The organism is Litoreibacter meonggei (assembly GCF_003663885.1).
In the GTDB taxonomy this organism is placed as follows: Bacteria; Pseudomonadota; Alphaproteobacteria; order Rhodobacterales; family Rhodobacteraceae; genus Litoreibacter; species Litoreibacter meonggei.
Map to the genome: position 1 here is coordinate 97,084 of NZ_RCCE01000007.1, position 21,030 is coordinate 118,113.

Sequence of the window (21,030 nt, forward strand, 5' to 3'; positions counted from 1 at the left end):
GCAGTGTCAAGTGTGCAGTGATGCAGGTGTAGTGCATAAGAACTAAGGCGCAGTGATGGTGGAAGGTGGTATAAGGCTCAGTGTTCGATGCCTAGTGAATAGTGCCGGTGGTCGGGTGGTAGGTGTCGGCGGTACAGTGATCAGTGTCGCTGGTTCAGTGTCAGCGGTCTGCGGCGCAGTGCTGTATGTAGGTTGCACAGTGATCGCGGCACAGTGTTCAAGGTATAGGGTTGCAGGTAAGATGTCCAGTGTATAGTGCGGAAGAAGTAGTGCGCAGTGAATAGTGCACAGTGTATAGTGCGCAGTGGATGGCGGAGATGGAGACGAAATAGCGACCATTGTAGCCCACTCCGAAAACTCGGGAGACGGTTGGGAGCAAAATCGGCTCACAGGGCGGCGCTGAGGGGCCGCACAGGCTTGCTTTTGGATTTTATAGGGTAGGGCGGCTGAAAGCAAATTGCGGCCCTCAGCGAGCCGTTTTCTCCAATGGGGCCGTCACCTTCGGTTTTTGGGCCGGTCTCGCCATCGGCTCGACAGCCTCGATTCCGTGAATCTCGGCGAGAAACGGAATAACTGATAACACTACAATAATAGGGTATGGTCTCAACGACTGCATTATTGTAATGACATCAGTTATGATGATGGCAGGAAATAGGGGTTCTTTGTTCTAATGCCCAAAGGTCGCATCCTCACTCAATCTGAACGCCTCGTGATTGTCCGCGAAGCGGCAAAAGGCGTAGGAAAGCCGAGGCTTGCACAGCGGTTTGGTGTGACTAGGCGAACAATCGACTACACCATCAAACGAGAAAAAGACCGACGCCGTGACACGGGCATTCGAACCGCTGCGGCCAGCGTCACTGTGACCCCAGATGAAATGGAAGCGTTCGACGCCGAGCTTGCAAAGCATGGTTTCGATAGTCGTGCAGACGGTTTGCGGGCCTTGATGCAAGCGACAAACGGCATCTTCGTGCCAGATGAACATCTTTCCGGCGAGCTTGCGAGCTTCCGTGCAGCGCTCAATCGCGTCGGCAACAACATCACGCAGATTGCCCGCCGAATGAATGAGGCGAAGAAAAGAGGACTGCCTCCGCCTTGGTCTAACCGGCAGTATGAGGAAATCCGCGCGCTAGCGGGCACGATTTTGGAGATGGGTGATCAGATCGACCTTTTGGTCAGGCGTCGAAACTCGGCAATGGCAGTGACTGTTGATGATGTATTGAGGGAGTTTGCCCTTGGCACGAAATAGCGCAGTCGAGGCCGTTACCGGCGAGGTTTTCCGCGAGGGTTGGGACCGTGTGCGCGGCTCCATGCAGGGATTGAACAGCAAGAGAGCGGGCCAGCTCTACCGTGCTGCACGGGGCCATCGAGCTGCGGTGTTCAAGGCGATCAAGAATGGCGGCACCCACACAAAGGGCCAACTCAGTAATCAGCTATCCTACATCACGCGTGACAATAAGCTTTCTCACTTCGTTGACAGTCGGGGCACGTTCGACGGGAAGACCAAGTTCGATGAGAAGGACATCAAGAAACTCACGGATCGTTTTGCAGAACGGTGGGATAGCGGTTTCCGCCCCAAAATGGGCAACACAACGCACATGCTCATGTCTTTTCCGAAAGGCACTAGGTCTGAGGACGTCCGCGATATCGCTTCGGATGTTTGCGAGCGGTTCTTTGAAACCGACGAGGGACATTTTGACTACGTAATCGCAGTCCATAAGGACCGGGATCACCCCCACGCTCACATCGTCCTTAATAGACGTTCCCAAGAGGGGGAGTTTTTCTACTTGGGCCGGGATCACCGCTTTAACTACGACGATTTTCGCCTCGCAATGGTGGAAGAGGCCGAAAAGTATGGCGTCAAGCTAGAGGCGACACGTCGAATAGACCGTGGTGTGGTGCATTACGCACCCCGAACGAGAGAAGTCTACGCGGTCAAAGAGGATGCAGCAAAAGGTATCATCCGTGAGCCAGCTCCGCGCGAGCGTGTCGGCAAGGATTTGGCCCGTACCCTCGCTGAGATTGCAAGCACCAGGATTGTGTATCACTCGCTTGCTGCCGAGGCGTCTCAAGACAGTCGAGAAGAAATTGCTCAAGCCCTCCAAAGAGCCGCCGAGCTTTTGGGTAACGGATCACAAGTCGAACAAGATGGAGATGTGTACATGGGAGTTGTTGAAGACTTTGATGAACTGAAAAGCCGCTATGCTGATACAGTTGAAGAAGTTCAGGCGCGGATCGCTGGCTTGCCAGAAGGTCAGCGGGCACAAAAGCAGCGCGACTTGAACCAGCTTCAGGCGGGTGTGCGACGAATGCAGCCTCTTGGCCTTCGGTCTGCAACACTTGAACAGAGGCCGTCCGATGGCGGCATTTACTCGGAGTTGAATATCAACAGCGAGCTTACAGGCCGTTTAAATGATGGAACTACGCGGGCACAGATCGACAATGCGCTGCGCGGCACGGGGATCAATACTGAAACCGTTGTGAACCGGATCGAAACAGGCGCACCAAACGCTGCACTTGAGCAGCAGTGGGTAGCAGATGATCTTTCCAAGGTTGCACAGGCTCAGGGGCTGAACCTTGAGCGCAAAGATGACCTCGAAGCGGCACGAGAGTGGTTGAACCAAGTGCATGTTGAATTAGGCGTGACGCTGGAACGTGCAGAGGTGCTGCGTGATGATGGTGTGATTGAGGAAGCGCGGGAAATTCGTTTTCACTTCGATCAAGAGCAGTTTGACGAGACGACGCGTGCGATCCGGCAGGAGTTGCGAGGGCAGGGGGTCAACGAAGCACAGCTTGAGGCTCGTGCCGTCGAAATTGAAAACCGCGCGTTCGACCGGATCGAGGCAGAGCAACAATCCTATCTCGAAACGCGGCCCGAAATCCTCTCTGATCCTGGCGCGGTCTATCGCACCGACGAAGAGGGCAGGGGCCGGATCACGGATCAGGAGCTTGCAGATCGGCTTGATCGGGAGATTGAGATCATTCTTGACCGTGCGCCTGCCAATCAGTCGATCTCCGAAGCCGTCGCGTCTGATTTCAAGGATCGCTACCCCGACATGCCGGATCATGTCACCCGAGGCTTGGGCGATACCTATGAGACCAGCTTCCGTTTGAACAATGAGCAGGAGTTGCGGGAAGCGGAGCTTGAAGCCGCTGACATCGCAACGGTGCGAGAGCATGCGCTTGAAGCGACCAGGTTGGCCAACGGAATCGCGCAGGCAGAAGCCGATGGTATGTCCGTCGCAGAGCGTCGGGAGCTGGTGTCAGAGATAGAGACGAATGTTCGAGAGGGTTGGAGTGAGGATGACCGTGCTTATACCGATGATCGGTTTGAGCAACTGGTGATCGAGCGCGACCGGCTTGAAGCCAAAGAGGGAAGTGTTCAACGTCGCGTGTCCCTTGCGACCGAGTTTTCCGCATTATCCGCCGCCCGACAGAGCGGCCAGCTTACTGCCGATGAGGCGCAGCGCGCGGATGTGTTGTTGCGTGACACAGCGGATCGCTATGGCATCCAGATGCGTGACGGGTTGGTGCGTGAGGACACCCGTGAATTCCAAGACTGGCAAACAAACGACCCAGAGGGCGAGCGTGCAATGGCAGATCGGTTTGAGGCCGAGCGCTTGGAGCGGTTCGATGCAGACCTTGCCCGTGTTCGGGGTGATGTCACGGCGGAGCGTGATCTACGTGCAATGGAGATAGATCAGACCAGCCTTGACCGTATGAGTTCGCGGGTCCGCGACGAAATCATGTCTGAGAACGCCGACACGCAGAGTTTCGATCAACGGTATGAGCGGGCTGAAGCTATGGCTGCGAGCGGAGCCATCGAGCAAACCTCCCGCGCCCGCATTCTGCAAGAGCGTGAGGAATACCTCAGTCAAAGACCGGAGCTGGCAGCGGAACGAGTTCTTCCATATTCCGACGTTCCCTTTGGCGCGAAGATCGAGGACCGCGAGCGTGTTGATCAGATCAGCCGCGAAGTGGACAGGGTTATGGCTGATCGTGACAACCGTGGCGACATTTCAAGAGCCGTCGCCGATGACTTTCGCGCACGCTACCCCGACATGCCGGACCATTTGGCCCGTGGTCTTGGTCGGACGTATGAAATCGCGAATGAGGCGAGGGATAGGGAGGCTATCCGTGACGTTGCGGGGACACGCATTGAGAATGAGGAAATTCGGCGCGTTGTCGAGCATGAGAGGTCCGATGATGTGTCGCCGTCGCTGGCAACAGACGAACAGGGTCTCATCTATCGTGAGCAGATCGAGCAAGAGCTTGATGACGAGCAGATCGAGCGCCTGCGTGGCGGCGACAGCGACACCTTGGAGAACGTGTCCGACGACCGGCTAGACAGGCTCTACGCGGCGAAAGCCTATCTTCAATCAGACTCTGCAACGGCGAATTCGGAAGCCTATCGAGAGGTCGTACAGGAGATTGCAGAGGAGCAATACGAATTGCAGAAAGACCGGTTGGTCGACTCTGAGCGCGAAGGAGGGCCAGTCCATGGGTAAGGGTCGCATTGCATTTGGAGTGTTTCTGTTGACGCTGTTGGCTATCGCCATTGGCTATGTTGTTTCGTCTGCTGTCCTGACCTTCAAGGATTTGGGCTTTCAGGCGGATATCGACTTTTTCTATCTAGCTGAAAACTACTTTTACCTGCGCGACTATCGGCCTGATGACTTCCGCCTAGTGAATCTTATCATGGTAGGTTTCGGCATCGCTGGCCTGTTGATGAGCATTGCAGTGTCCGGATCGGCGTTGACGAAGTTCGGCCTTACGCATTGGCAAAAAACCGGCGAGCTTTCGAAGAGCGGTTTTTTCGGCAAGCCGGGTACAGGGTTTATCCTGGGAAAGATGTCGAAGCCAAAGCGCAACGGTAAGTACCTTGTCGCGAAGAAGTTCCCACACGCTCTGATCGTCGCGCCCACAGGCCGAGGTAAGACTACGGGTTTCGTGATCCCGAACCTTTTAACATGGGAAGGTTCAGCCGTTGTGCTGGACGTGAAGGGCGAGAATTTCGAAGCGACGGCCCGGCACAGGCGCAAGCAAGGGGATAAGATCTTCCGCTTTGCGCCAACCGACTTCGAGGACCGCAGAACGCATCGTTACAATCCGTTGTTGCGGATTTCCGAGCTGAAGGACCAGGCACAGCAACAGATGGAGTTGCAGCTACTCGCTTCGCTCTTCCTACAGAACGAGAACGAGCGCGTTCAGGGCCTCTTGAAAGGTGGTATCGACTTGTTCGTTGCAGCCGGTCTTTTGGCATTCCAGCGCAAGAAGCCGACACTTGGCGAAATCTACCGCATCGCTGCATCGGGTGGGAACAAGCAGAAGGAATACATGGCGCGAGGCGTCGAGGTCCAGAATGAGGCTGCAAAGCTAATTTTCACGCGGTTGGCATCAACCAACAACGACACCCTGACATCTTATGTGTCCCTCTTAATGACTTCGGGCTTGGACCAATGGCAAAACCCGGCCATCGACGCGGCGACACAAGCGTCTGACTTCGATTTTCGGAACATCCGAAAAGAGCCGTTCAGTGTCTATCTGATCGTGCAGCCGCTCATGGTTGAACCAATGGCACCACTGATCCGGTTGTTCTTTTCCGACCTTCTGGCGTCGATGCAGGACAAGGAGCCAGGTCCTGATGAACCGTGGCCCGTCATGATTATGCTCGATGAGTTTAACAAGCTTGGAAAAATGCCCATCGTTTCCAAGAGCATTGAGACGCTGCGTTCGTATCGCGGGCATCTTGCAATCGTCACCCAGACAATCCCGGCGCTTGATGAAATCTATGGTGAGAACACCCGACGCGCCTTGCAGGGGAACGCCGGAGTGAAGCTCTACCTTACACCATCGGATGAAAAGACCGTCGAGGAATTGAGCAAGGCCGTTGGTAAGACGACCAAGAAGGTGGTCACACGGTCGCGTGCAATCGGCAAGAACCCGTTTGAAGGTCGCAGCCAATCGGTGAGGACGGAGGAAGTTTCATTGCTTCCGGAGGACGAAGCCAGGCGTTTGCCGCTTGAAGATATCGTCATGGTGATCGACGCGCAAATGCCTATTCGTGCAAAACGTATCGAGTATTTCAACGATCCGTATTTCAAGCGCATCCATGGGGAGCAAGCGGGGGATCTACCTTTCCCAGAAAAAGAGGTGGCGACTTCGCTGTCTGCCTCGGACGAAAACGAAGCAATCAAAAAACCGGAAGTTGGTGCAGCAGTTGAAGCGTCCGAACCAGTTGCCGAACCTGCTGCGATGCAACCATCACCGTCGCCAGCTGCAATGCCGGCGCGACCGAAAAAGCAAGGTAAGTTGCCTATCGAGCCAGTTGACCGGGCTGTCGTAAAACGTGAATCTATCCAAAGGGCGGCAATGGAAGATACGCAACGCCCCACAATCGTCACGCCGAAGCGCAAACGGGCAAAAGCAGTTGTTTCGGTTGATGCGGAGCAGCAACGGCAGATCGAAATGGACCTCGCCACGCAAGTGGAGCTTAGCCTAGAGACGCCAACGGAAGCTGATGTTGTCGAGCTAAACGGTATGATGGAGGGCTTGGAACAGTTGAAGAAGAGTATGCCAGAGGTGGCCGAGAAAGACGGCGAGCTTGATCCCGTCCCGCCATTTGCTGCTGAGCAGGAGCGCCAATTTGCAGAGGACCTTGCCAACGGTCCCGCACTTGTCCGGCGCGGCGAAGACGGAGAGTTGGAACGCGCAACTGGGGAGGGCACAGAGAATTTGGGCTATCGCGATGAGGGCTCGGCCGTCAAAGCATGAATGACCTGCGCCCGTCGCTTCTTGTTGGCGCTGGCCCAAACGGGTCCAGCAAAAGCAGTCTCGCGTCTTATGACGGAAGACGATCTACATGAGCTGTGCGAGTTCAACGACACCCGTAATGTTGATTCCGATGGGGAAGGGGGCGTGCGCGAATAAGCGCAGCCATTTCAATGCAGCGTGTGAGGCGGGTGATCGACCAGGATCACGCGGAATCCTTCAGGCGAAGATGGCGACTCAACCAAGACAAAGATTTCGTGCGTTCCTTCTCTTTCGTATAGGCAGCGAAATTTTCCATAGTTGTCGCCTTCGTCAAGGATCTGATCATAGCGGAATGTGAAGCTGATGCCATCTTGTTCCCACTGAGCTAAGCCGGACCGAGTGACGAGGGCTAAGGGCTTTCCATCAAGCAGAATAAGGTTTTGATCAACGATGATCTGGTGCATGGGGTGCGGCTCTATATGGAAAGACGGCCCGAATTGCGGGCCGTCTGTTTGTAAGTGATCAAACTATCGACCGATGCGCTTGTTCCGGTCCAACTGGGCTTGGTAGTCGGGTGGCGAGCTGTTCGCTGGCTGTTGCGGCCCTCCAGGGCGCGTGGGCATAGGTGCAACCCCGACCGCCGCCCGTGCGCGAAGACCAGCATATTCAGCGCCACTGGCAGAGCCCATTAGATATCGGTTTTGAGCTTGCTGTGACCCGAATGCGGCGCGACCAAAGGCGTAGGAGCCGCCAATGCCTGCACTCATGGCGGGCATCATTATATTGCCTGAGATTGCTCTTACGATGAACGGTGTCGCGAGAATGAACCCTTTCGCCATCAAAATCATCATGAAGAAGGGTAGCAGTGCGCCAATATTTGGAGCAGCGGCGGGATCACCTAATTCTGTCAAGAGCGATTGAGAAACACCAGTAATGATGGAAAACACCCCGGCCAGAATGATCGGATACATTGCGAATGAGACAAGAGCCGACAGCCATCGGGCGAAGTAGTCTTTCGTGACTTCAAAGAGGGTTAGGAAGATCATTATTGGCGCTAGGCCAAGAAGCAGGGCAATGAGTATCTTTGAGAAAATGACTAAGAAAGCAGCAATGCCGCCTAAAATGGCAAGGATCAAAACTCCTACAACGGACAGCATTGCGCCTGCGAACCAACTCATTTCTTCCCCGGCTGCGTTTAGGTACTCGCCCATTGCAGCAAGCATTATATCGAACTCTTCTGCATAGGTACCGGAGGGGCCTGGCGCCCCGCCGCCAACGGAAGCGATCAGAGAACCCGCAATGCTGTCAATTCCATTTAGAACGGCGGTCGCGAAAGAGTTAAACTGCACCCAGTTTTGCGCGAATAACCCGATGAGCGCGATCTTTACTCCAAGCCAGAACGCGGTTCGCCCGTCCATTGAGCGATATTGGAATACCATGTTGATAGCGATCAGGATGAGAACAAGCGTAACACCCAGAGTTGTGATGGTCCCGACAGTTGCCGCAACAGCACCGAATTGAGTTTCAGCGGTGTCCTCAAGGAAGCCTTCCGCAGTCTCGACCAGATATCTTGTGACGCTCATCAATCAGCCCTTTCTACCAGTGCCCCTCACGTTCGCAGATGTCACGAGCCTGTGGGCGCAATTCGTTGTATCGTCTCTGAAAATCGGCGGTTGCTTCGCGAAGATCATTCCGATCACCGCCAAGGTAGTTGTCGTTGAAATGCTGAACTGCTGTTTCCCATTCGGGAAAGCGTGTTGAGCACGCGCATTCACCAGCTTCAATCACACGCTCGGCGCTTTGAAAGCGATAGATGTATTGAACCGTGAGGCGTTTCTGAGCTTCGCGGACATGCAGGTTTTGCATCCATTCAGGTTCAGCGGGCCTTTCCTCGCAGAACTCAAACTCGCGTTCCATAGTGGGCACTAAGCCTTGCGACCAAGAGTTGGTTGGAAGACTCAGAGCTAAGGTCGCAAGGCAGGTTTTCGCTATTTTCATGCTCGTTTCTCCAAAAGCTCTTCGGCTTCATCTTCCGGCATTTCGCGTTGAAGCAGGACCGTGTAGAAGGCTTGCATACCTTGAAGATGTGTCATTGAGACAATCTGCCAGCCCTCGACGGTATAGGAAGCAATTGTGTCCTCCATTTCCTGATAGCTGAATTTCTTGTCTGGCGTGAACGTCAGTATTTTTGGCTCATAGCTCTTCATGTGTCGGCCTCCTTTCCTAATTCTGTGCCGGGCAAATAAAATTCCGTGATCCCACGCTTGCCGTCTTCACGGCCCGCCTGGATAATCACGTCGATAGAGCTTTCGATGTAGTCTATCATATCTCTGTAAGGTATTGGCACTTCAGTCTTAAGTGCCGCGATTGCTAAGCGCTGGACCGCCAGTTGAGGCGTTTCAGCGTGCAGAGTTGTCATCGAGCCGCCATGGCCGGTGTTGATGGCTTCAAGGAAGGTCATGGCCTCTTTCCCACGCACCTCGCCCAGGATGATGCGGTCAGGCCGCATTCGCAGGGTCGCGGTCAACAGGATGTCTGCCGTTTGGTGGGCGGCATCCCGGTTCGAAATCAGCGTGACAGCATTCGGCTGTGTTGGGAGCAGTTCCGACGCCTCTTCAATGGTGAGGATCCTTTCTTCGTCGCTGACATAGGAAAGGATCTTGCGAGCGGCGACGGTCTTGCCGGTGGACGTCCCGCCGGAGACGATCATGTTGAGCTTGTTTTCCACGCAGTGTCGGATGGAGGCGTCAATATCGCCACTGGCGACGACCTCACGGAGTTGGCGGTTTTTTTCCTGCCTTAGTTCTTCAAGCTTGCGTTCTTTCCCATACAGAAAGCCCAACTCGATTGAATCGAGCGGAAGGCTTGAGAAGAAGCGCAGGCTGATCGACATGCCCCGGTTCACAGCAGGCGGAGTGATGACCTGCGCCCGGATCGGCCGGTTTCGATACATGATTGAGACCGACACGATGGGCCTGTCCTTTGACAGAGGTGTGGAGGCGTCCGATGCGATCTGATTGCCTAGGTCCTTAATCTGATCCTCAGTTAGAGTTTGGTTTAAGCGCGACATGAAATGGTCGCCCTGAAACTCACCCCAGCATGTGCCGTCCGGGTTGATGCAAATTTCAATGACATCATCCCGTTTGGCGTCTTCTAGGCCGTCGATAGAGTTTTGGAGGTAGCTGAGGGACATAAGTTCAGAAAATCTCCAAATCCCGATCCACCATGACGGTGATCCGCGCACCCTGATCCACATAGATAACCGGCCCGATCGACAGGTATTCCCCAATCACGCTGCCGGTGGCATCGGCCAGATCATCACCGATGTCTTCAAGGACATCCTCTGCAATCTCATCGTCTGTTTCATTGGCGGCAACAGTTGGCGCAGCCGAAATCAGCGAAATGAGAGCAGCCGAACCGAAGCGCTCTGCAAAGCGAGTGTCTACGAAGCCAGTGGTTCCAGATCGGCCAAGTTCGTCAGCACCAAAAGAGCTGATTTGAACTGTCTGGTTGGTCGGCAAGATGATCCGGTCCCATGCGACTGTGATGCGACTTTGGGCGATTTCCACACCTGAGCGGTATCGACCAATGAGCCGAGACCCGGCTGGTATCAGCAGCCGTGAGCCATCATAGCTATAGACGTTCTCGGATGTGATTGCGCGGACCTGTCCCGCCAGTTCGCTTGAAATTGCGGTTTCAAGCGCCGCCTGGATGACGGTGCCTTGAATGACCGTATTCGCAGGGTTCGCGATCACTTCGGATTGCGTTACGGTAGACGGCAATGCGCCATTCAATACGAAGTCGGTGACATCACCAAATGTGCGTTCAGCCAGCTCCGCGCCTTCTCCACCTAGCCCACCAGAAGAACCACCAAAAGCGATGGTAGGCGACTGAATACGACGCTCTTGAAACGCGCGCTCTTCTTCGGCCCGCTGTTGTAATTCAGCGAGGCGTCGGGCTTCCTCTTCGCGGCGCAATCGCTCTTCTTCCTGCAGACGCAATTCTTCATCAGACGGACCTGCCGGGGCAGGGGAGGGCGTTTGAGCTTCCAGACGCGCAAGATCGAGGTCCATGCGAAGTTCCTGAAGCTCACGGTCGCGCGCCGCCAAGTCGTCGGCAAATTTCTGTTGTGCCGCCTCAGAGGCCCTTTGTAATTCGGCAAGCTGCGCTGTCAGTGCATTCATTGCCTCAGCCGCCGCCGTATCCTCTTCTACGGCCGGGGCAGGCGCGTTCTGGATGGCTTCGATCTGCGCTTGGAGCGCCGCGATTTGTTCAAGCAACTCGGCGTTCGGTTCTACAGATGCCGGGACTTCGATCACCTCCGGTTCGGGCGTGGCCGGTGGAACAAACGGCTCGATTGTTCCAAACCCATCACCCTCCGGCTGGAATTCGTCCGGAGTTGCTGTCGGGAGAACGATTTCCTCTTCGGGCTGGTTGAGAAGGTAGAAAACAAAGCCCACCAGACCAATGAGTGCGACAATAAGCAGGGCCATGAGCGGCGAGCGACGTGAGGCCAGTACAGGGCTTCCTTCGTTGCCAGCTTCGAGGCGGGCCAGTCTTTCACTGACATCTGCTTGATTTGGATCATCGGTCATGACGTGCCCCCTGTGGTCAGAGTGTTTTCTTGGATGCAGACCACGGTTTCACCAAGGCGCAGCACCCATTGGGCGTTGATGCCGGAAACACGGATCACGCTCGGTTCGGTTTGCTGGGCGTTGACGGTCCGCTCACGCCCATTCGAATATCGGAAGATTGCTGGGATCGGCGCATTTCGCGCGAACTGGAAATATGTGAATGTCCCGTCGTCCCACACGCGCGTAGGTGTGATTTCTCCGCGTGAGCTGGCCCCGTAGTTGTAGTTTGGCGCTTGGGATGCGACCGCGTTTTCCGGGCGTCTGTTGTCTTCAGGGTAACGGAACTGCACCACATAAAAGGTGGGCGATGAGACTTCCTGCACGTTGAAATAATAGCTGCGCCGATTTGTGTAGACCGTGACGTTGGTATGAACACCACGCGCCAGAGGTTTAATGGCAAAGGCTTGGCCTCCAGGCACACCATCAAGCTCAAACCCTTCCGTGTCACCGGCAAGGATCGAGCGGATGGTTTCGCCTTCGCCAAATTCAACAGTCGTCACATGGGTCAGTGACACGTTCAGGCGATAGACTTGTTGATCGACATAAGTGGCAATACGGACACGGCTATCATTCGGGCCGCGTCGAGGGGTATTCTCTGCAAATGCCGTGGATGCTGTGAAAACCAGACATAGCAATGCCAGTCCAAATTGATGCATCTCAATTCTCCAATCTGTCTGAACGGATCGAATATTCGATCACGGTGAAGCCAAAAGGGTTCGTCCACACCTGATCAATTGTGCGCGCTTCTTCGGGCCGAAACTCGAAGAGCATGGTTGCAGTGAACAGACCACCTTGGACGCCTTGAATGGAGGTAAGCCGCTTGCGTAACCGGACGGTCGCGCGGTTCTCACCGATCAGGTTCACACTCAGGATTTCAACATCCAGATTGGAATTGCTGCCATAGACAGTTGGAGGATATTGCGGATTTGCGCTGTTCCATTGGGCTCGTACGGATGCTTCCGCCCGTTCGTCGGACCGTTGCAAAACGCTATTTATGCGTACATCGTTGTCCAGCTGATTATAGACCTCTCGATCCGTTACGTAGCGATAGATTTCCGCCTCGATCACAGCCTGATTGCCAGTGATCGCACTTGCGCCAACAGAGACTTCGGGCAACGCGAAACCCGTCTCGGGATCGTAGGGCACGACCACCGGTGCCGGGTCTACATCGAGGATGGCAACCGCCACGGCGCCTAGACAACCAAGCACGCCAAATGCCAGACCGGTTAAACCGAGTTTCTGCCACAACCGTTCGCGGCGCAGCGCACCATAAACCAGTTCTTCCTCAATGATTTCTTTTTCGTTGTCCAAAATCTCTACCCCTAAGTTGTTAATCGCCGAGGTCAGGAATGGTGAACTCCATAAAGTTCTGTTCTTCGGCGATGGTGGCTGCGTCGATGACACCGCCTGTGCCGTCACCCACGGTTTGCACGGCTTCGAGCTGCCACATTGCAACCAATGCAATGGCCAGTTCAGCCGTCACGCGGGTGTTCAGATCGACGCTTTCTTTCAGCTCGTCCATGTCATCAATCAGGCCGACGAGTCGGTCCACGCGCTCAAGAGACTGGCCCGCGTCGTCATAGCTGTTTTGAGCAGCGGCCGAGACGAGGGCACCAGTGGTGGCTTGTGTCGCGATGCGTTCAGCCCCGGCGTTGCCGCTAGATGCCATTTCGCTGAGCGTGTCTTCATCAAAGCCCAGGTCCGCGAGAACGCGGTCCATCTGGGTTTCAATTTCGCTTGCGCCGGAGCCGCTGAGACCAGAGAAGTCGCCGGTGCGGATCGCTGCGATGGTGGATTGGATATCGCCAAACTCCTGGTCGAGGATCCCGTTGAGTTCGTCTTCCATTTCTGTGGCGATGACCTCAGGCAATTCAGCAAGCCGGGTAAGGGCTGCATAGGTTTCCTGAAGCTGCGCTAGTTGATCGGTCAGCGTGGTGAGCTGTTCACGAAGCTGCACGAGCTGTTCGTTTTGCAAAAGCTCATCTTCGATCATCTGGCGCAGCTGTTGGATGTTTTGGGCAATGTTCTGCGTGTCCACCACGGGAACACCCTGCGCGAGGGCAGGTGATGTAATAATGGTGACCGGTGCGGCGACGCCGAGCGGCAGAAGCAGTGCGAATGCGGAAGTCCGAAGGGTCTTGCGGACGTAGGTGGTGAGAAGCGTTGAAGTGCGCATTAATCTAAGTCCTCAATGGTGAAGTTCAGGAATTCGTGTTCTTGCATCCGAGCAGCCGCGAGACGCAGTTGCTCAGCGCTTAGGGGTTGGGTCCGTGCGGCTTGCAGTCTTGTTCGCGCTGCAATGAGACGGACGAGTTCGGCGCGGGCGTATGTGTTTAATGCCATGGCCTCTTGCACATCGGTGGTAGAGCCAATGCGGTTGACGATATCGCGAATACGGAGTGCCGCCTGTCGGATCGCAGTCGGGGAGTTGCTGCCGTAGAAAGCGGCACCGGCACCCATCATCGACAGGTTTGAGTTTGCCAGCAGGGCAGGGTCGATTGTGCCAAGCGCTTCAATCCCGCCGATCCGCGCCAGATATTCATTGTATTTCTGCGGAATGACGGTGACGTAGTGCTGCGTCTCGCGGAAAGGTGGGACACCGCTGTATTCGATTACGCGGCCTGGTCCCGCGTTGTAGGCCGCAAGCGCAAAGATGATGTTTCCATCGAAGCGATTGAGCTGTTGGGCGAGATAACGGGCTCCGCCCTCAACTTGCAGGTAAGGGCTGGTGCGATACTCGGGAAAGATGCCCAAATCACCCGCTGTACCGGGCATGATCTGGGTGAGGCCGTAAGCCCCGACAGGGCTTTCGGCGCGAATGACAAACCGGCTTTCCTGCCAGATCAACGCTTGGATCAGCGCCCGCCACTGTACGACCGAAAGGCCCGCCGCTGAGATGCCAGGATTGCCATGGGTTTCCTGCGCTACCCGGATGATGAGCTGTTCGATGTTTTCAGCAGCGTCGCCGAACAGCTGGTCGCCAGCCGGGTTGGGGTCGATGTCAGCGGTCCCGTAGACAGCCTCTACAGAGCGATCGGCATTCCCGCTGCCCCCTTCGAGGTCCGAGACCATTCCCGAAATTGCGACGCCGCCAGCTTCAAAACTGGTCTGCGCGTCCAGTATCGCATCCAGAACCCGAAGCTGTTCTTGCTCAATAGCTGTGATCTGTTCTTCGACGGTTTGGGTTTCTTCCTGCACCGCCAGATCAGTCTCGCGATCCGCTGTTTCGATGATGTCGCGCGCTGTTAGCCCAGAGTCTACAACCGGCACGCCCTGGGCGAGCGCGCTGGAAGAAACCCCGATCAGCAGAAATGCAGCGACGGTGAGCTTATTCATTGGCTACGTCCTCCAAATTAGGGGCAACCAGCGCCTCGAAATTGCAGTCCATAGGCGCAGGGCCGCGTGACACGAAGCTGAAGCAATTTGCCTGTGGCTCTTGATAGTCCGCGCAACCAGCAACCACACTCAGCAGAATGAAACAGGTAAGTTTTCGCATTATTTGAGCCTCCAAAAGTCTGGCCGATCCCGGTAATCGGGGCCGACGAGTTTTTCACCTGCCTCCATCCCGCCAAGGATGGTCAGGTTGTCGCCAAGAGCGCTTAGGTCTGCGTCCACGACGACCGAACCTTGGTCATCTCGAATGAGAGCCAAGCGTGAATTCGTGCCGGTGCTGAGAAGCGTATCCAGCTCTTTCTGGTAAAGATTGAGCATCTGATAGTCGGACGCATTGGCGCGGATGTTCGGAAGAAGAACCTGCGTCGGCACGGCCTCTACGATGGTCTTACCGGTGCGTGTCCGCTCAAGCTGGCTGGCGTATTGCGTCATCATCACAGCTACGGTGTTCTGTTTCCGTGCTGTCACGAGCCATTGCGAAAGCCGCTCTGCGAAATACTCGTTGTCGAGCGCCTTCCACGCCTCATCAATGATGATGATAGTGGGGCGGCGGTCTTCGATTTTCCGCTCGATCCGGCGGAACAGGTAGCTAAGAACCGCCATCCGTTCCTTGTCGCTTTCACTGTCGAGTATCCCGGTGAGATCGAACCCTACCAAGTTGCCATCGAGCGAGAACGTGTCTTCGAGGCTATGGCCGAAAATCCAGCCGAACCGACCTTTCTCCGCCCATTCAAGGACGCGCTGGTTCAGGTCGCCGTCATCGTCCATCGACATGAAGAGAGAGGCGAAGTTCTGCCAATCCCGCAAGCCTGGGTCGGTCGCCTGCGCATTCTGACGGACGCATTCCATGATGCGGTTAGTCTGAGCAGGCGTCAGCGGCTTGTCTTCGCGGTATAGCAGGGAGCCGAACCAGTCTGATAGCCACGCGACACCGCGTTTGTCCACTTCGGTCCAAAGCGGATTAAGACCCGTGGGCATACCGCCCTGGATCGTCGTGTAGCGGCCCCCATTGGCCCGCACGGCCATTTCCATGCCCTGCCGGTAGTCGAAGACGAACACGCGCGCACCGGCTCGCACGGCTTGTGTCATGAGGAAGGCCGAGAAGACCGACTTGCCCGAGCCAGGACGGCCCATGATCAGCGTGTGACCACTGGTAGGTTCTTTTTCAGGCGAACCGGCCTCGTGGTAGGAAAAGCGATAGGCGCTCTTTTCCGGCGTCGGGAAGATCGAGATAACTTTGCCCCACGGCACTTCGGCGCCAGCCTTGCCAAGCTGGGTCCGGTGGAAAGCAGCGAAGTCGGCAAAGTTGCGGTTGGTGACGGTGCTGGCACGCAGCCGCTTAGGCTGGTTGCCGGGGTGCTGACTGAAATAGTGGGTGTTCGCGCCAAAGCTGTCACTTACCATCGTCACGCCTTCGGACGCAGCTGCGTTGACGATTTCAGCGCCCAGGCTTTCGAGCTCTTCGCGGGTCTCAGAAAAAACCGTCACGACCATGTGGTGATCGCCCATGCTGGCTCGCTTGGCTTCCAGATCATCGGCAAGTAGCAGAAGATTTTCCCGCAGCGAGACCGCGGCATCATCGGCGGCTTGCATCTGCTTCACCTGCCGCTTAATCCGCGAAATGGTCATGTTGGTGTTCACCGGTGTGAACGAGTGTGTGACGATCATATCGACGGGCAAGTTGAGCTGGTCGAACATCACGCAGTTCGTTTGTTCAGAGTAGTCCTTGATGCTGTAGCTTTTGCCAAAGCGGCGGCCAGCAACGCCCTCGCTAAGTTCAAAATGATCGCCGAAAAAAGTGGCGCGGGTGTTGGAGGCAGAGGATGCCAGAAATCCAAATTTCGATGTGTGGTAGAGCGGAAGTTCCTGCCCGGTGTTCAGAGCACCAAGAAACCCGACCAGTTCGCCTTTTTCGGCGGACAGAACAGACGGTTTCAAATGCCCGAGGCCGGACAGGAATATGCCGACCGCTTCATTAAGGCGGCGCATCCGTTTGTCAGTTTCCTCACGCAAGCGCTCTGGGGACGGTCGCCGCATAAACGTCATGAAGCTCTTGGAGGGGGGGCGATGTATGACGGTAAGCGTGAGCGTCTTGTCACGCAGCCCGCCATTTGCCAGCTTGTTGCGCCAATTCTGATCGACCATCGCGGCGAAACTATCGCCTTCGATGGGTTCGATATCAGCGCTGATCCCTTTCGATACCTTGTGGACGTAGTAACTGAATTCTTCTCCCAATTGTGCAACAATCCGGGCGAAGCTCGCCCGAATGCCGTCAAGATAATCGTCATCGGTTGTGTAGCTATTGATCCCCGTGATGCGGATGCACTGAAACAACTCGTTAACCCGCGTGCGCGCGGTGCGATCATCAACGAGGCTCACATACGGAAGCATGTGCGCTAGTTGCTTTTCGTGCTGAAACCACTTTGGCATCAGCGTGCGTTCATCCAGCTCATCACGGGGCATAGCTATCTCCGCCATGGATTTTCCTGTTTCTGGTGGGCGGCGTTTCTTGAAGACTGGTCATCGCAACGTCGATGAACCGAGGGTCCCAATCCGCCGCCTTCCAAAGGAGCGGATACAGAACCACCGCTATGCCAAGCACGAGGAAGCTCTGTATCCAGACGAAAAGCAGCACGGTCCCGAACAGCCAAACAACGGCATACATGATCGGCAAACCGAATAACTTCGGAGGGCGCACGAGGCCAAGGAACAAAGGTGATCTTTCAGCCACGGCGCACTCTCCTAAGCGAAGACTGCTGCAACGATCGTCGGCGCAGCGGCGACACCTGCAATGCCCACCAGAACCCAGAGGGCTTGGCGCAGGTCGATGATGTTGAAGAACCAGCTCAGGAAAACGCCAATGACCGCCAGCGTGGCGATCACGACACCAAGAGGGCCGGTCAAGGCATCAACGATGCCCTGCAAGAGGTTTTGGATAGGGGACAGGTCAATAGATTGTGCCATCGCCGGTTCGGCCATAACGACGAAGACCGTGAGAACGGTCATCAGTAGTGGTAGCGGCCTCATGAGTTTTCTCCTTCTAGCCTGTTGAACACGGCCAGCACGCGCTGAACGTGGTCTTGCGTTTCACGGTAAGGCGGAATGCCCCCGTATTGCCTGACGGCATCGGGACCGGCGTTGTAGGCAGCCAGAGCGATCCGCGCGTCACCAAAGGTCTCAAGCTGTGCGACTAGGTATCGCGCGGAGCCGTCAAGATTTGCCCGCCAGTCAAAGGGATCGACGCCAAGGTCTTCGGCGGTTCCCGGCATGAGCTGACCAAGGCCAATCGCGCCGACATGCGAACGGGCGTTCACGTTGTAGGCGCTTTCGATTTCGATGTTTGAGCGGAACAGCAACCGCCATTCCGTCACAGTGAGACCAGCCGCACGCAAGCCTCGATGGCTTCCATACCGCAAGGCGATGTCATCAATCGCAGCAAGGATTTCCGGGCGAGGGACGGCGACGCGAGGGGCAACGGCAGCAACCCGGAACGATCCGTCTTCTGTCGCAGTTGCGTCCGCACCATCCGCAGCGGCGTCGCCGTCGCCAAAGATGCTCAAGGGCGCGTTTGCGTCACCTTGCCCAACACCGTCATTGTAATTTCGTGCGAAGCGGTCTTGAGGTTGCGATGGCGTCAGAGAGCCATCGGATTCCATCGTAAAGACCATTTGAGCTGATGCGACGTGAGGCGCAATCAGCAGTAAGAAGGCGCTAGCTGTTGCTGTCGCCGTCTTCTTCTTGAGATAGCGTAAAGGTCCAGCGCTGACCTTCCAATACGGGGAATGCGATAACAGTGAAGCCGAGGTCGATGAGGAACGAGACAAGCCCCGTGACGGTCTTGAACTTCCTGACTTTAATGTAGTCGCCACCACGACGGGCGCGCGCTGTGACAAGCTGTTTCTCAACACCGTCATCATTGACGGCCCTGAGAATCCAGACGCCATGCCATACCGAATTCTTTCGGGACGCATCTTCCTTGCAGACGACTTCGACGTGATATCCGGACTCAATGAGGTCCCGGAAACCGGCTTCTGTAACCACATTAGGCGCTTCTTTTTCTAGGTCCATGTCCACGGTTGCGCTCTTTCTGTCTTTGGGCGCACCGAGGCTATTGCTTCGATGAGCCATAGTTACAATAATGCGGTTATGTGCGCAAGATACTGTTTTGTACCCTGAATGTGCTTTAACCCGCGCACAGTATTACGCACGCAGATGCAGATTCCTCAAGTATTCAAGGAACATGAAGATGATCAAAAGTGTATGCCGCGACTCCCTCGCTCCCGTATTTTTGTTGGTTTTGCTTGCCGGGCAGGCACACGGTCAAACCTGCTACTCGCCGGAGAGACCATTTGTGCCAAGCGATCCGCAAGATGTTCAGGAGTATCGAGATTTGATTGGCCGCGACTTCGAGACCTACATTGCGGACATTCAAAGTTACTTCAGATGTCTTGAAGAAGAACGGGCGCGAGCGTTCGAAGAAGCCCGCGAAGTGAGCCAAGAGTATGGCCGGTTCTTGGAAATCACCAGCGAATGAAAGGGGCGTCCGACGCACTACTCACCTGTTGCAACCAAGTAGAAATGTCACCGGCTGCGCAAAGTAGAAATGTCTTGTAAACGCCAACCTGAAATGTCAGCGATTGCGCAAAGCAGAAGTGTCACCAAGGGCGCCAACGGTAGCGCAGCCTGACAGAGTGTAGACCTCACACATCGGAGGTCTGGCTGGCTGCGCGGGCTTCACGGTCCGCGCGTTTTTGGGCGTAATACGCGTCCATCTTCGAAGGGCGTCCGGGTGAACGGCGTCCTGTCTTCTTATACCCGTTCTTGGCGCTCACAGGTTTGACCTTCACCGTCAGAGAGGCTTTGTCCTGTTCGTCTTTGATGTGGGCCAGCACAGCACCGAGACGTTTGTTCTCTGTGATCGCGGCATGCGTTATCCTGCGCTCTGGGTTCAGGATCATATGGGGCAGGGCAACGCCTTTGGCGCGAACTTGAATGCGTCCGTCTGCCATCTCGTAGACATCGATGTATTTACCGACGAGGCCGCGCGTCAGATCGTTGACCTCAAGCTTGATGCGTTTGCGATCATACTTGAGCGTCAGATCCTTCGTGACATAGCGTTTGTCGCGCAGGCAGAACACCTCCGCTAGGCGTTCAGGTTCGATGTTCAGAGCGCGATGCAGGTTGTCGGGCTTGGCAGGAGCCTTTGCAAACTTGGTGTTGAAGCGCTTCATGAACCCCGACAGGAATGCGTTGCCGTCATCCATGTTCGAAACGCCGGCGAGGCGTAGCTCTTTCACCAACCGATCCTGCAACGTGCGATTTGCACGCTCGACACGACCTTTGGCTTGGCTGCTGTTTGCACATAGAATTTCTACGTTTAGCTCTGCCAGGGCACGCCCAAATTGGGTCATTCCGGTCATGTGTTCATTGGGCTTTGCCACGCGGAAGACCGAGTGCTTGTCGCTGTAAAAGGCGACCGGCCGGCCATGTTTGAGCAAGTAGCGTTCCAACGCGCCGAAGTAGCTGAAGGTGCTTTCCGATTGCACAAACTGAAGTTCCATCAACATGCTGGTTGCATCGTCAATGAAAACGAGAAGGGTGCAGGGATCTGCCCGATCCTCGAACCAGCGATGGTCAGACCCGTCGATCTGGATCAACTCGCCGTAACATTCCCGGCGCAATCGAGGTTGGTGGAACGTGCGCCGTTGTTTGCGCGACAGCCAGATACCATCTTCCTGCATCCACTTGCGCAGCGTCTCTCGTGAGACTTTGAAGCCGTGATGTTCCACTAACATCTCAGCAGCGAGCGTCGGGCCAAAATCCGCATAGTTCTCTTTGACTATCGCCAACGCAAAGTCGCGCTTTGCCTTATGAATCTTGTTGTTTGGGGTCTTGCCGCGCGCACGGTGACGGATCGCTGGCGCGCCGTCAGTTCGATATCGCTTCAGCAGTCTGAACATCTGGCGCTTCGTCACATCCAGCATGTTGGCGCCGTTCTCAACGCTCAGCCGGCCATCATCAACCTGCGCCAAAACCTCTATGCGATTTAACTCGCGCTCGCTCATCATCACCCATCCCATGTCCAATCTCCCGTTGCTCACTTGAACAAGAGAGTGACATTCCTGAATTGCACAGGGGTGACATTATCGCTTTGCTGCTGTGAACTCACGCTGAAGCGCAGTTCCTGATTTAACCTTTTACTCCAATCGGTTCCGTAACTCCATCAGTTCGCTTTCAAACACCTCTAAGGGTG

The 21,030-nt window shown here is 55.5% G+C and carries 20 protein-coding genes; 4 read left to right on the forward strand and 16 right to left on the reverse strand.

Translation table 11 applies throughout. From position 1 onward, the window contains the following. Positions 1-670: 670 nt before the first annotated feature. From BCF46_RS18370 to BCF46_RS18380, 3 genes are read left to right on the forward strand one after another with little or no spacing between them, the layout of a single operon-like run. Positions 671-1,246: a helix-turn-helix domain-containing protein gene (locus BCF46_RS18370; RefSeq protein WP_121027946.1), complete on the forward strand. Its 576-nt coding sequence runs from the start codon at positions 671-673 to the stop codon at positions 1,244-1,246. Further along, on the forward strand, positions 1,233-4,505 hold the full coding sequence (locus tag BCF46_RS18375; protein ID WP_121027949.1) for a relaxase/mobilization nuclease domain-containing protein: 3,273 nt from the start codon (positions 1,233-1,235) through the stop codon (positions 4,503-4,505). Before BCF46_RS18370 ends, BCF46_RS18375 begins: the two co-directional genes overlap by 14 nt. Next, positions 4,498-6,771, forward strand: a complete 2,274-nt coding sequence (locus BCF46_RS18380; protein ID WP_121027952.1) for a type IV secretory system conjugative DNA transfer family protein — start codon at positions 4,498-4,500, stop codon at positions 6,769-6,771. The genes BCF46_RS18375 and BCF46_RS18380 overlap by 8 nt, the downstream gene beginning before the upstream one ends. A gap of 167 nt (positions 6,772-6,938) precedes the next feature. On the opposite strand, the gene BCF46_RS18385 is transcribed toward BCF46_RS18380, so the two are convergent. The 15 genes from BCF46_RS18385 to BCF46_RS18455 all read right to left on the reverse strand — a co-directional run bounded on the left by BCF46_RS18385 (position 6,939) and on the right by BCF46_RS18455 (position 18,845). Continuing rightward, on the reverse strand, positions 6,939-7,214 hold the full coding sequence (locus BCF46_RS18385; protein WP_121027955.1) for a hypothetical protein: 276 nt from the start codon (positions 7,212-7,214) through the stop codon (positions 6,939-6,941). A 63-nt stretch (positions 7,215-7,277) separates the two neighbouring features. Further along, positions 7,278-8,333 (reverse strand): TrbL/VirB6 family protein, encoded by a 1,056-nt coding sequence (locus BCF46_RS18390; RefSeq protein WP_121027958.1) that lies wholly within the window; start codon positions 8,331-8,333, stop codon positions 7,278-7,280. A gap of 13 nt (positions 8,334-8,346) precedes the next feature. Next, the gene (locus BCF46_RS18395; RefSeq protein WP_121027961.1) at positions 8,347-8,748 is read right to left on the reverse strand and encodes a hypothetical protein; all 402 of its coding nucleotides are present in this window, start codon (positions 8,746-8,748) and stop codon (positions 8,347-8,349) included. Further along, entirely contained in the window at positions 8,745-8,957 is a 213-nt protein-coding gene (locus tag BCF46_RS18400; RefSeq protein WP_121027964.1) for a hypothetical protein, read from the reverse strand. Before BCF46_RS18400 ends, BCF46_RS18395 begins: the two co-directional genes overlap by 4 nt. Further along, positions 8,954-9,943 (reverse strand): ATPase, T2SS/T4P/T4SS family, encoded by a 990-nt coding sequence (locus BCF46_RS18405; RefSeq protein ID WP_121027967.1) that lies wholly within the window; start codon positions 9,941-9,943, stop codon positions 8,954-8,956. The genes BCF46_RS18400 and BCF46_RS18405 overlap by 4 nt, the downstream gene beginning before the upstream one ends. Positions 9,944-9,947: 4 nt before the next feature. After that, on the reverse strand, positions 9,948-11,345 hold the full coding sequence (locus BCF46_RS18410) for a TraB/TrbI/VirB10 family type IV secretion system protein (protein ID WP_121027970.1): 1,398 nt from the start codon (positions 11,343-11,345) through the stop codon (positions 9,948-9,950). Continuing rightward, on the reverse strand, positions 11,342-12,040 hold the full coding sequence (locus BCF46_RS18415; RefSeq protein ID WP_121027973.1) for a TrbG/VirB9 family P-type conjugative transfer protein: 699 nt from the start codon (positions 12,038-12,040) through the stop codon (positions 11,342-11,344). Before BCF46_RS18415 ends, BCF46_RS18410 begins: the two co-directional genes overlap by 4 nt. A gap of 1 nt (position 12,041) precedes the next feature. After that, on the reverse strand, positions 12,042-12,695 hold the full coding sequence (locus BCF46_RS18420; protein ID WP_121027976.1) for a VirB8 family type IV secretion system protein: 654 nt from the start codon (positions 12,693-12,695) through the stop codon (positions 12,042-12,044). Positions 12,696-12,714: 19 nt separating this feature from the next. Continuing rightward, complete coding sequence (locus BCF46_RS18425; RefSeq protein ID WP_245990262.1) at positions 12,715-13,560, reverse strand: type IV secretion system protein; 846 nt, start codon at positions 13,558-13,560, stop codon at positions 12,715-12,717. Then, a complete protein-coding gene (locus BCF46_RS18430; RefSeq protein WP_121028018.1) occupies positions 13,560-14,654 on the reverse strand; it encodes a lytic transglycosylase domain-containing protein in 1,095 nt (364 codons plus the stop codon). Before BCF46_RS18430 ends, BCF46_RS18425 begins: the two co-directional genes overlap by 1 nt. 225 nt (positions 14,655-14,879) lie before the next feature. After that, entirely contained in the window at positions 14,880-17,240 is a 2,361-nt protein-coding gene (locus tag BCF46_RS18435; RefSeq protein WP_121027979.1) for a VirB4 family type IV secretion/conjugal transfer ATPase, read from the reverse strand. Next, positions 17,230-17,508, reverse strand: a complete 279-nt coding sequence (locus BCF46_RS18440) for a VirB3 family type IV secretion system protein (protein ID WP_121027982.1) — start codon at positions 17,506-17,508, stop codon at positions 17,230-17,232. The genes BCF46_RS18435 and BCF46_RS18440 overlap by 11 nt, the downstream gene beginning before the upstream one ends. 11 nt (positions 17,509-17,519) lie before the next feature. After that, positions 17,520-17,804 (reverse strand): TrbC/VirB2 family type IV secretion system protein, encoded by a 285-nt coding sequence (locus BCF46_RS18445; RefSeq protein WP_025051201.1) that lies wholly within the window; start codon positions 17,802-17,804, stop codon positions 17,520-17,522. Beyond that, on the reverse strand, positions 17,801-18,445 hold the full coding sequence (locus BCF46_RS18450; protein WP_121027985.1) for a lytic transglycosylase domain-containing protein: 645 nt from the start codon (positions 18,443-18,445) through the stop codon (positions 17,801-17,803). Before BCF46_RS18450 ends, BCF46_RS18445 begins: the two co-directional genes overlap by 4 nt. A gap of 43 nt (positions 18,446-18,488) precedes the next feature. Beyond that, positions 18,489-18,845: a hypothetical protein gene (locus BCF46_RS18455; protein ID WP_121028021.1), complete on the reverse strand. Its 357-nt coding sequence runs from the start codon at positions 18,843-18,845 to the stop codon at positions 18,489-18,491. Positions 18,846-19,023: 178 nt separating this feature from the next. On the opposite strand from BCF46_RS18455, the gene BCF46_RS18460 reads away from it, so the two are divergent. Further along, positions 19,024-19,311 (forward strand): hypothetical protein, encoded by a 288-nt coding sequence (locus tag BCF46_RS18460; protein ID WP_245990264.1) that lies wholly within the window; start codon positions 19,024-19,026, stop codon positions 19,309-19,311. 166 nt (positions 19,312-19,477) lie between these two features. Here the strand turns inward: BCF46_RS18460 and BCF46_RS18465 are convergent, their stop codons facing one another. Then, positions 19,478-20,857: an ISNCY family transposase gene (locus tag BCF46_RS18465; protein WP_121027988.1), complete on the reverse strand. Its 1,380-nt coding sequence runs from the start codon at positions 20,855-20,857 to the stop codon at positions 19,478-19,480. Between the last annotated feature and the right edge of the window lie 173 nt (positions 20,858-21,030).

Coding starts and splice junctions, on each gene's coding strand:
- BCF46_RS18370 (WP_121027946.1), top strand. CDS start 671: ATGCCCAAAGGTCGCATCCTCACTCAATCTGAACGCCTCGTGATTGTC.
- BCF46_RS18380 (WP_121027952.1), top strand. CDS start 4,498: ATGGGTAAGGGTCGCATTGCATTTGGAGTGTTTCTGTTGACGCTGTTG.
- BCF46_RS18385 (WP_121027955.1), bottom strand. CDS start 7,214: ATGCACCAGATCATCGTTGATCAAAACCTTATTCTGCTTGATGGAAAG.
- BCF46_RS18390 (WP_121027958.1), bottom strand. CDS start 8,333: ATGAGCGTCACAAGATATCTGGTCGAGACTGCGGAAGGCTTCCTTGAG.
- BCF46_RS18395 (WP_121027961.1), bottom strand. CDS start 8,748: ATGAAAATAGCGAAAACCTGCCTTGCGACCTTAGCTCTGAGTCTTCCA.
- BCF46_RS18400 (WP_121027964.1), bottom strand. CDS start 8,957: ATGAAGAGCTATGAGCCAAAAATACTGACGTTCACGCCAGACAAGAAA.
- BCF46_RS18405 (WP_121027967.1), bottom strand. CDS start 9,943: ATGTCCCTCAGCTACCTCCAAAACTCTATCGACGGCCTAGAAGACGCC.
- BCF46_RS18410 (WP_121027970.1), bottom strand. CDS start 11,345: ATGACCGATGATCCAAATCAAGCAGATGTCAGTGAAAGACTGGCCCGC.
- BCF46_RS18415 (WP_121027973.1), bottom strand. CDS start 12,040: ATGCATCAATTTGGACTGGCATTGCTATGTCTGGTTTTCACAGCATCC.
- BCF46_RS18425 (WP_245990262.1), bottom strand. CDS start 13,560: ATGCGCACTTCAACGCTTCTCACCACCTACGTCCGCAAGACCCTTCGG.
- BCF46_RS18435 (WP_121027979.1), bottom strand. CDS start 17,240: ATGCCCCGTGATGAGCTGGATGAACGCACGCTGATGCCAAAGTGGTTT.
- BCF46_RS18445 (WP_025051201.1), bottom strand. CDS start 17,804: ATGAGGCCGCTACCACTACTGATGACCGTTCTCACGGTCTTCGTCGTT.
- BCF46_RS18450 (WP_121027985.1), bottom strand. CDS start 18,445: ATGGTCTTTACGATGGAATCCGATGGCTCTCTGACGCCATCGCAACCT.
- BCF46_RS18455 (WP_121028021.1), bottom strand. CDS start 18,845: ATGGACCTAGAAAAAGAAGCGCCTAATGTGGTTACAGAAGCCGGTTTC.
- BCF46_RS18460 (WP_245990264.1), top strand. CDS start 19,024: ATGATCAAAAGTGTATGCCGCGACTCCCTCGCTCCCGTATTTTTGTTG.
- BCF46_RS18465 (WP_121027988.1), bottom strand. CDS start 20,857: ATGGGATGGGTGATGATGAGCGAGCGCGAGTTAAATCGCATAGAGGTT.